At 72.0% G+C, this 9,301-nt stretch carries 6 protein-coding genes; 2 read left to right on the forward strand and 4 right to left on the reverse strand.

Annotated elements, in window-relative coordinates; translation table 11 throughout:
* Positions 1-62: 62 nt before the first annotated feature.
* A complete protein-coding gene (locus tag ACFWPT_RS36350) occupies positions 63-1,673 on the reverse strand; it encodes a hypothetical protein (protein ID WP_380487052.1) in 1,611 nt (536 codons plus the stop codon).
* A 91-nt stretch (positions 1,674-1,764) separates the two neighbouring features.
* Complete coding sequence (locus ACFWPT_RS36355) at positions 1,765-2,022, reverse strand: SCO4848 family membrane protein (protein ID WP_063349038.1); 258 nt, start codon at positions 2,020-2,022, stop codon at positions 1,765-1,767.
* A gap of 142 nt (positions 2,023-2,164) precedes the next feature.
* On the opposite strand from ACFWPT_RS36355, the gene ACFWPT_RS36360 reads away from it, so the two are divergent.
* Entirely contained in the window at positions 2,165-3,376 is a 1,212-nt protein-coding gene (locus ACFWPT_RS36360) for a D-alanyl-D-alanine carboxypeptidase family protein (protein ID WP_380487054.1), read from the forward strand.
* A gap of 22 nt (positions 3,377-3,398) precedes the next feature.
* Here ACFWPT_RS36360 and ACFWPT_RS36365 read toward each other — a convergent pair whose 3' ends face one another.
* Both ACFWPT_RS36365 and ACFWPT_RS36370 read right to left on the reverse strand, forming a co-directional pair.
* Positions 3,399-4,346 (reverse strand): YihY/virulence factor BrkB family protein, encoded by a 948-nt coding sequence (locus ACFWPT_RS36365; protein WP_380370204.1) that lies wholly within the window; start codon positions 4,344-4,346, stop codon positions 3,399-3,401.
* A gap of 54 nt (positions 4,347-4,400) precedes the next feature.
* Entirely contained in the window at positions 4,401-5,399 is a 999-nt protein-coding gene (locus ACFWPT_RS36370; protein WP_380370201.1) for a glycosyltransferase family 2 protein, read from the reverse strand.
* 134 nt (positions 5,400-5,533) lie between these two features.
* On the opposite strand from ACFWPT_RS36370, the gene ACFWPT_RS36375 reads away from it, so the two are divergent.
* Positions 5,534-9,106: a CDP-glycerol glycerophosphotransferase family protein gene (locus tag ACFWPT_RS36375; protein WP_380487057.1), complete on the forward strand. Its 3,573-nt coding sequence runs from the start codon at positions 5,534-5,536 to the stop codon at positions 9,104-9,106.
* Positions 9,107-9,301 lie beyond the last annotated feature (195 nt).

The raw sequence follows: 9,301 nt of genomic DNA on the forward strand, positions 1-9,301 counted from the left end.
CGCCTGACACGGCGAAGGCCCCCGTCCGATCGGATGATCGGACGGGGGCCTTCGCCATGGGCTCAGCGCAGCACGCCGAGGTCCTTCGGGGCGGACCAGCCGCTGAAGGTCACCAGGTGCCGGTCGGCGGTCACGGCCCACAGGTCCGGCGTGCCGTCCCCGTCACCGTCGCCCGAGCTGCCGAGGGTCGGGTAGGCGGCAGTGGTGAAGCCGGTGGCGACCACGTTCGCCTTCGGGTCCGCGAGCGCGGAGAAGTCGAAGGTGCCGTCGGCCTTCTTCGGGACCGGGTAGGCGTGCAGGTCACCGGTCGCCCGGTCGCGCGCCCACAGGGCGAGGTTGCCGGCGGCGTCCGGGCCGGGGGCGATCAGGTCGTAGCCGGCCCAGTCGCCGGTGGTGGTGAGCTGACGGGCGCTCCCCAGACCGTACGAGAAGCCGGGGTCTGCGAACAGCCAGAGGTTGCCCTCCTCGATGGTCACCAGTGAGGAGACCGTCGAGTCGTCCAAGGAACCGATCAGGGCCAGCTGATCGGCCTTGTGCCAGTCGGTTGCGTAGCCCCCGGGGCAGGCGGTCGCCTTACCGGAGGCGTTCTGGCACGCCCTCGGCCGGGAGACCGAGAGCCGGCCTCCGGTGAAGGAGCCGTAGTCATGGTTGCTGGAGAAGTACAGTGCCCCGGATCCGCCCTCGTGCATCAGCAGGTCGTCCATCGGCGCGTGGGAGTCGTCCCAGCCCCGGTGCATGACCTGGACGTTGGTCCAGGAATTCCGGTTGGGCGACCGGTTGGCCGGGATCGTCGCGGTCGGGGTGGTGCTCGCCGAGCCGGCGCTGATGATCTGGAGGTTGCCTGCGGAGTCCGGAAGCAGGATGTCCGGAACGCCGTCGCCGTCGATGTCGCCGAGGGCCTGCGGCGGGTTCGGGTTCGACGGGGCGTAGAAGGTGTAGGACGCCCCGCCGACGTTGCCGGCCTTGTCCATCACCTGGACGTTGAGGATGTTGGTGCCCCAGTTCAGGACCTTGAGGTCGACCGTCACCGTGCCGTCGGCGCCCGGCTTGACGGCATCGGACGAGTCGCAGCCGCCGACACCGAGGTAGTCGAAGCCGTACCGGACGCAGGCGACACCGGAGGCCTGCCCGCCGGCCGGGGCCGGGTCGGCGGTCGTGAGGACGAAGGTCCCCTTCTGGCCCGCGTACTTGGTGGCGGTGCCGCTCGCCGGGAAGTCGGGCGAGGAGACCGTGGCGGTCGGGCTCGTGGTGTCCACGCGGAAGTGGCAGTCCGCCGACGGGGCGGAGGCCTGCTGGTCCTGCACGGCCCAGGCGTGCCATGCGTAGCCGTGCCCGTCCACCAGGCCGGGGACGGCGACCTTGGCCTGCTGGCCGTACGCCTGGGCCTCGCCGGTGAACACCGGGGCCTGGGCGCCCGTGGTCTCGTCCCAGACGCCGAACCGGGCACCGGTGCCGGTGACCTTGGCGTTGAGCGTCGGGCCGTTCGTGGTCCGTCCGACCCAGCTCGGGTCGGTGGTCGAGTCGCAGGCGTCGGCGCGGTACTCGCTGCCCTGGCTGGTGCCGAGGACGGCCGGCGCGGTGTCGGCGGCGAAGGCGCCGGGCGCGGTGAGCAGGCCGGCCGCGATCGCGGCCGCCGTCACCCCGCCGAGTCTGCGGGCATGCCGAAGTGTCATGGAGGTACCCCACCCCTTTGATCGAGAGATCTCGTTACGTGTACGAGCGGTGAGGATCTTTCCAGTGGGGACCGACAGCGGCAACGGAGATTCAGTCGGTGGCCGGGGTGCGGCGGGTGGCGCGGAGGCCGCGCAGGCCGATGGCGCCGACGGCGATGCCGAGGAGGAAGGAGGTGACGGCGAGGAGGAGGTGGATCCAGAAGAAGGCGGTGGGCTGGGAGTGGTCGCCGTTGGTGAAGGCCTGGCCGCCGGAGTCCTTCCAGAGGTTCTTGACGAAGGTGGTCCAGATGATGATCGACCAGACGCCGAAGGCGGTCAGGAACCAGGAGGTGCGGCGGCTGAGCTTCATGGGGGTCCTCGTCGGGGGTGGGGAGGCGGGGTGCGTCCCCCAGTATGCGCGGACCGCCGATCGGCGTAGGGCGGGCCCCTCGTACGGAGGACCGGCCCGGTGTGGCGCACAGCGGATGCCCCGAAGTGGGTACGGTCTGCGCGTGTCCACACGTCGTCAGAAATTCGCGCATCTGTTCGTCACGACCGCCGCGGTCCTCCCGGCCCTGTTAGCCGCCCCGGGGGCGGTCGCCGCCCCGCAGGAGCCGCCCCCGGCCGCTTCCGCGGTCGGCGGCGAGCGGCTCGGGCGCTCCGGCGTCCAGGTCTCGCCGCTGGCCGGAGCCCCGGCCCTGCCGAGGGACCTCACCGGCGAGTCCTGGATAGTCTCCGACGCCACGTCGGGCGACGTGCTGGCGGCCAGCAACCCGCATCTGCGGCTCGCCCCGGCCAGCACCCTGAAGATCCTCTTCGCCGACACCGTGCTGCCCAAGTTCGACCGCAGCACGGTGCACAAGGTCGCCGACGAGGAGATCCTCGGGCTCGGTGAGGGCAGCAGCCTGGTCGGCATCAAGGAGAACCTGGAATACCGGGTCGAGGACCTGTGGCGCGGGGTGTTCCTGAGCTCGGGCAACGACGCCGTGCACGTCCTGGCGCACATGAACGGCGGCGTCGAGCAGACCGTCGTCGAGATGCAGTCCCGCGCCGACGCCCTCCAGGCCCGGGACACCCGGGTGATCTCCCCGGACGGCTACGACATGGACGGGCAGCTCTCCTCGGCCTACGACCTGTCGCTGTTCGCCCGGGCCGGCCTGCGCAACCCCGACTTCCGGATGTACTGCGCCACCCGGCAGGCGATGTTCCCGGGCGCGGTGGACAAGAACACCGGCCAGCGCGGCAGTTTCGGGATCGCCAACACGGACCGCCTGCTGGGCAAGTACCCCGGCCTGATCGGCGTGAAGAACGGTTTCACCACCAACGCCGGCTCGACCTTCGTCGGCGCCGCCGAACGCAACGGCCGCACCCTGCTGGTGACCGTGATGCACCCGGACAGCTACCAGAAGGTCTACGACGAGACCGCGGCCCTGCTGGACTGGGGCTTCGCGGCGGCCGGAAAGGTGCAGCCGGTCGGCAAGCTGGTCGACGAACTCCCGCCGGACGGCGAGCCGAGCGGCCAGGCCGGCGGCACCGCCGGCGCGCCCCCGCCGGACTCCACCCCCGCCACCCGGCCCGGCACCACCCCCACTGCCACCCCCGCCGCCGCCGAGGACGACGGGCTCGGCCTCGGCGGCTGGCTGGCCGTCGTGCTGGTGACGGCCGCGGCCGGCTACGGGGTGCTGGTCCTACGGCGCGGACGCCGCGGAGCGGCCGGCTGGTGACGGCCGGACGGACGGCCCGGCCTCAGGGTTCCTCCCGGGGCCGGGCCGCCGTCGTGTCCGCGGCCGCCTGCGCCTCGTCGGCCGCCGCCAGCAGCGCCCGGGCGTGCTCCCGGGTGCGCTCCCGGGCGGCCACCGGATCGGCCATCGCCGTCCAGGCCACGCAGTACATCAGCAGCCGGGAGACGAAGTTGATCCACAGCAGCAGCGCCACCGGCACGCCGAAGGCGCCGTACAGGCTCTTCCCGGCGACGGAGCCGAGGTAGGAGGCGAGCAGGACCTTCAGCAGCTCGAAGCCGACCGCGCCGATCAGCGCGCCCTGCAGCACGTCGCGCCGGCGCTGGCCGCGGATCCCGGGGAACGGCGCCAGCAGGTAGGCGAAGAGCAGCGTGTCGCACGCTATGGCGATGAGCACGCCGACCCCGGTCAGCAGGTAGCCGCTGCGCAGGCCGGTCCAGTCGGCGATCCGCCCGGCCAGCGTCGTCCCGGCGGTGGAGGCGCCCACCGAGATCAGCGACACCACGCCGAGGCCGCCCAGCACCGCGCAGTCCCAGGCCTTGCGCAGCACCACGTTGGTGTCGTCGTCGGGCAGCTGCCAGACGTCCCGGATCGAGGTGCGCATGGTGTCCACCCAGCCGAGGCCGGAGACCAGCAGCAGCGCCCCGCTGACCAGTCCGACGGCGCCCGCGTTGGCCACCAGGGACGGCAGGTTGAGCGCCTGCGAGATGCCCGGCAGCTGGTCGGAGATGTGCTTCTGCAGGTCCGCCACCTGGCTGCTGCTGAGCGTCGAGACGGCGATCGCCAGGCCCACCGTGAGCAGCGGGAACAGGGCGAGGAAGCCGAAGAAGGTGACCGCACCGGCCAGCCGGTTGCCCCGGGCCGCGGAGAAGTACTCGTACACCCGGTACGGGCGGCTGCGCAGCACCCACGTGACGAGCGGGCCGACGACCGGGAGGCGGGTCAGGAAGTCCACCCGACCGGTTATACCGGTCCGTCCTCCGAATGGCCGTCAGGCTCGGCGCAGGTTCTAGCGTTTCACCAGGCGGCGGGCCCGGGCGAGGGCGCGGACGGCCTGGTAGGCGCCGTAGCGGCCGTGGCTGAGCAGTTCGGTGCGCACGCCGTCCACGCCGGGCGGCGGGCGGTAGCCGGCCGGCCGGAGCCGGGCGCAGTGGGCGGCGGCGCGGCGGAAGTACTCGCGGCGGTCGCCGGGCGGGATCCGGCCGGGCTTGGAGACGACGGTGTTGAGGTGGTGCAGCATCCGGCCGTAGACGACCGGGCGCCAGTGGTCGAGGTCGGGGCGGCGGTCCAGGAAGGCGAAGACCAGGTCGTACTGGGCGAAGACGTCGAAGTGCTTGCGGCTGGCGGTGGCCAGGATGTTGCCGCCCTCCTGGCGCTGGCGGTAGTGCACGCCGACCTCGTCGAGCAGGGTGATCCGGGCGGCGGCGAGCAGCGCCGGGTACGTCCAGGGGGTGTCCTCGTAGTAGCCGGCCGGGAAGACCAGCTGCTGGGCGGTGACGAAGTCGCGGCGGTAGGCCTTGTTCCAGACCACCTGGAGCAGGTCGAGCAGGTCGGGGCGGGCGGCGAGGTCGAAGACGTCCGGGGAGGCGGCGCCGAACACGTGGGCGGAGGCGGCCCGGGTGATCCGGCCGTCGGCGTAGGTGCGGGCGTAGTCGTAGACCAGGACGTCCGGGTCGCCGGTGGCGGCGAGCCGGTCGTCGACGCTCTTGAGCAGCTGGGGGGTGAGCGTGTCGTCGCTGTCGAGGAAGATCACGTAGTCCCCGGTGGCGGCCTCCAGGCCGGCGTTGCGGGCCCGGCCGAGGCCGACGTTCTCGGGCAGGTGCAGCACCCGGATCCGCGGGTCGGCGGCGGCTGCCTCGTCGAGCATCGGGCCGCAGCCGTCCGGGGAGCGGTCGTCCACCGCGATCAGTTCGAGGTCGGGGCCGCCCTGGCCGAGCACCGAGTCGAGACACTCGGCGAGGTAGTCCTGAACCTGGTACACGGGGACGATCACGCTGAAGCGGGGCACGGGCCCAGCGTAGTGGCCCCGAAGGGCCCCATGGCCCGGAGGTAGGATCGGTGCGCACGTACGCACCGATCCAAAGTGCGGTCAGGCCCTCAACGGGCTGCCACGCTCCTTCCCGAGAAAGGCCTGCGTAGCCGATGGCTCCCCGCCTCTCCATCGTCGTTCCGATCTACAACGTCGAGCGTTACCTGGTCGAATGCCTCGACTCGATCGCCGCCCAGACCTTCACGGACTTCGAGTGCGTCATGGTCGACGACGGTTCGAAGGACGACAGCGCGGCCCTCGCCGAGGCGTACGCGGCCAAGGACTCGCGGTTCCGCCTGGTCCGCCAGGTGAACAAGGGCCTCGGCGCGGCCCGCAACACCGGCATCCGGCACATCGACCCGGACGCCGAGTTCCTGTGCTTCGTCGACAGTGACGACTCGATGCCGCCGAGCGCGTACGAGCTGATGATCAACACCCTGGACGAGACCGGCTCGGACTTCGCCACCGGCAACGTGCTGCGGTTCCGCGCGGTGGGCTACTACCAGTCCGGCGGGCACTCGAAGCCGTTCAGGGAGACCAAGCTCAAGACGCACATCACCGAGGTCCCGGCGCTGGTCACCGACCGCACCGCGTGGAACAAGGTGTACCGCCGCTCCTTCTTCGACGCGGCCGGCATCCTCTACCCCGAGGGCATCCTGTACGAGGACGCGCCGGTCAGCGTGCCGCACCACTACCTCGCCAAGAGCGTGGACGTGCTCTGCGAGCCGATCTACCACTGGCGCGAGCGCGAGGTCGGCGAGATGTCGATCACCCAGATGCGCACCAACCCCAAGGGCCTGATCGACCGCGTCACCTCGGTCGAGCTGGTCCGCGGCTGGCTGCGCAAGCAGACCGATCCGCGCTTCGCCCAGTACCTGCGCTCCTACGACGAGAACACCCTCGTCGAGGAGATCCCGATGTTCTTCTGGTCCGTCGTGGACGGCGACAAGGAGTACCGGGACGCCTACATCAAGAGCGTCAGCCGGCTGCTGCGGGCGATCGGCCCCGAGCAGGTCCGCAAGCTGCGGGCGCCGCTGCGGCTCAAGTACCACCTGACCCTCCAGGGCCGGATCGACGAGTTCGTCGAGCAGATCAAGTACGAGGGCGAGAGCAACGGCGGCGTCCAGGCCCGCGGTCTGCTGCGCCCGTACGCCGACTACCCGTTCCTGCGCGGCGGGCGCAAGAGCGTGCCGTCCGGCGTGCTCAAGCTGGACAACTCGCTGGTCATGCGCAGCCGGCTGTACGAGACGGCCTGGGTCGGCGGGCGGCTGCAGCTGACCGGGCACGCGTACCCGGAGCAGCTGGGCGCGGCCGGCAAGCACGACATGGTCCGCACCCTGGTGCTGCGCGAGGCCAAGGGCCGCCGGGTGATCGCGGTGCCGATGAAGACCCAGTACAGCCCCGAGGCCACCGCCAGCTGCCACCACGACCTGTACAGCTGCGACTGGGCCGGCTTCACCGTCGGCGTCGACCCGAAGAAGCTCAAGCACCGCGGCCAGTGGAAGGACGGCAACTGGCGCGTCCTGGTGGCCGGCGCGGGCAAGGGCGGCGTCTACAAGGGCCGGGTCTGGGCCGGCTGGAGCGACACCGCGCAGTACATCCCGGCGCACTGGGTCGAGCCGGACGTGCGGATCGTGCCGTGGGTCCGGGACGGCTCCGTCTACCTGCGGGTGGAGACGGTCAAGGCCCGGGTGACCGGCCTGGCCTCGCACGGCGGCCGGGTCGAGGTGTCGGGCGCGGCCCGCTCCGGCTCCAGCTTCGCCGGGGCCCGGCTGCGGCTCACCCACGTCGAGTCCGACCGCGAGCTGGCCTTCCCGCTGGAGCTGGGCGCGCCGGTCGGCAGCCTGCAGCCGTTCAGCGTGTCCTTCCCGGTGGCCGAGCTGACCGCCGTCCGCGAGACCTGGGCCGAGCTGGACCCGGTGGCCGCCGAGCGCGGCCGTGACCGCTGGGACACCGCGCTGGTCCTGGCCGACGGCAGCACCGTCCCGGTGACCTGGGACGACCGCAACGCCCCGGCGCAGCTGCACCTGCCGCTCAACCCGGACGCCCCGGTCGACCAGCGCCGGGCGCTCTACTCCAAGCCCTCCCCCAGCGGGTACCTGCAGTTCTCCGACCAGCTGCTGCAGCCGGTGGTGGACGAGGTCTCCGCCCGCGGCGCGGACGGCTTCCTGCTCAGCGGTTCGTTCCCGCTGTCCGGCGCGCACCGCTGGGAGCTGGTGGTCCGGCACGACTGGCGCGAGGAGGAGCACGTCTACCCGGTGGAGATCGCGGACGGACGGTTCCGGACCGCGCTGCCCGCCGTGCCGACGGCCTCCTTCGCCGGCCGGGTGCCGCTCGCCCAGGGCACCTGGAACGTCTTCTTCCGTCCGGTCGGCGCCGTGGCCGAGGAGCTTCCGAGCTCGTACGCGCTGATCTCGCCGGACTGCTTCGGCGCGATGCCGCTGGAGGTGGAGTCCCGGGGCAAGCGCATCGTGCTGGAGCGCCGCCACCACGACGGCCTCTCCCTGGAGTCGCACTCGGCGCTGCTGCCGGAGGAGCGCAGCGGCTACCGGCTGCGCCAGCTGCGGTTCGTCGACTACCCGAACGCCCGCCGGCACCCGGTGCGCGACACCGTGCTGTACAACGTCGGCCTCGGCGGCCTGTACGCCGACTCGCCGCGGGCGGTCCACGAGGAGCTGGTCCGCCGCGGCCTGCCGCTGGAGCACCTGTGGGGCAGTGACGACCTCCAGGCCGATCTGCCGCAGTCGGCGAGCGCGATCCGGCTGTGGAGCCCGGAGTGGTTCGAGGCGCTGGCCACCGCCAAGTACATCGTCACCAGCACCCACCTGCCCGACTTCTTCGTCCGCCGCCCCGGCCAGGTGGTCCTGCAGACCTGGCACGGCAGCCCGCTGAAGCAGATCGGCCTCGATTTCGAGAAGGTCTGGTTCACGGATGCGAACTACCTGAAGGGCCTCGCCCGGGAGGTTCCGAGCTGGAGTCTGCTGGCGGCCGGCAACAGCTGGTCGGCCCCGATCCTGCGACGCGCGTTCGATTACAAGGGTGAGATTCTCGAAAGCGGTTCGCCGAAGAACGACCTGCTCTTCGCGGCCGACCGGGAGAAGACCGCCGAACAGGTGCGCGAAAGGCTCGGCCTGCCCGAGGGCAAGAAGGTCGTGCTCTACGCGCCGACCTGGCGCGAGGACCGGCGCCGGCCGAACGGCGGGTACCAGCTGGACCTGCGGCTCGACCTGGCGGCGGCCAAGGCCGCGCTCGGCGACGACCAGGTGCTGCTGGTGCGCCGGCACAGCATGATGTGCGGTCAGATCCCGGGCGCCGGCAACGGCTACATCTGGGACGTCGGCAGCTACCCCGACATGGCGGAGCTGCTGCTGATCGCCGACGTGCTGATCACCGACTACTCCGCCAGCGTGTTCGACTTCGCCGCGACCGGCAAGCCGATCCTGTTCTTCACCTACGACCTGGAGCACTACCGCGACAACCTGCGCGGCTTCAGCCTGAACTTCGAGGCGGAGGCGCCCGGCCCGCTGCTGGCCACCTCCGAGGAACTGGTCGACGCGCTCGGCCGGGTCGGCGAGGTCGCGGCCGAGTACGCCGACAAGGCCGCCGCGTTCCGCACGGCGTACTGCGACCTGGACGACGGCAAGGCCTCCGCCCGCGTGGTCGACGCGATGCTCCGCGCGGAGTAGTGCCGAGTAGCACCGAGTAACACGGGGCGGCCCGCAGCACCCCCGAGAGCCCCACCGAGGCGCGCGGCGCGGGCCCCGGCGGGGGGGCAGAGGGCGCCGTGGGGGGTGGCGGCGGTGACGGCGACGGTGGCGCCGACGAGTCCGCCGGGCCCGGCGATCACCCGGGCGAGCGCGACCGGGGTGCCGGAGGCGATG

This window comes from Kitasatospora sp. NPDC058478 (assembly GCF_042720345.1).
Classification (GTDB): Bacteria; Actinomycetota; Actinomycetes; order Streptomycetales; family Streptomycetaceae; genus Kitasatospora.

What these genes read in the sequence shown, in the direction of transcription:
- ACFWPT_RS36350 (WP_380487052.1), bottom strand. Translation starts at nt 1,673, where the DNA reads ATGACACTTCGGCATGCCCGCAGACTCGGCGGGGTGACGGCGGCCGCG.
- ACFWPT_RS36355 (WP_063349038.1), bottom strand. Translation starts at nt 2,022, where the DNA reads ATGAAGCTCAGCCGCCGCACCTCCTGGTTCCTGACCGCCTTCGGCGTC.
- ACFWPT_RS36375 (WP_380487057.1), top strand. Translation starts at nt 5,534, where the DNA reads ATGGCTCCCCGCCTCTCCATCGTCGTTCCGATCTACAACGTCGAGCGT.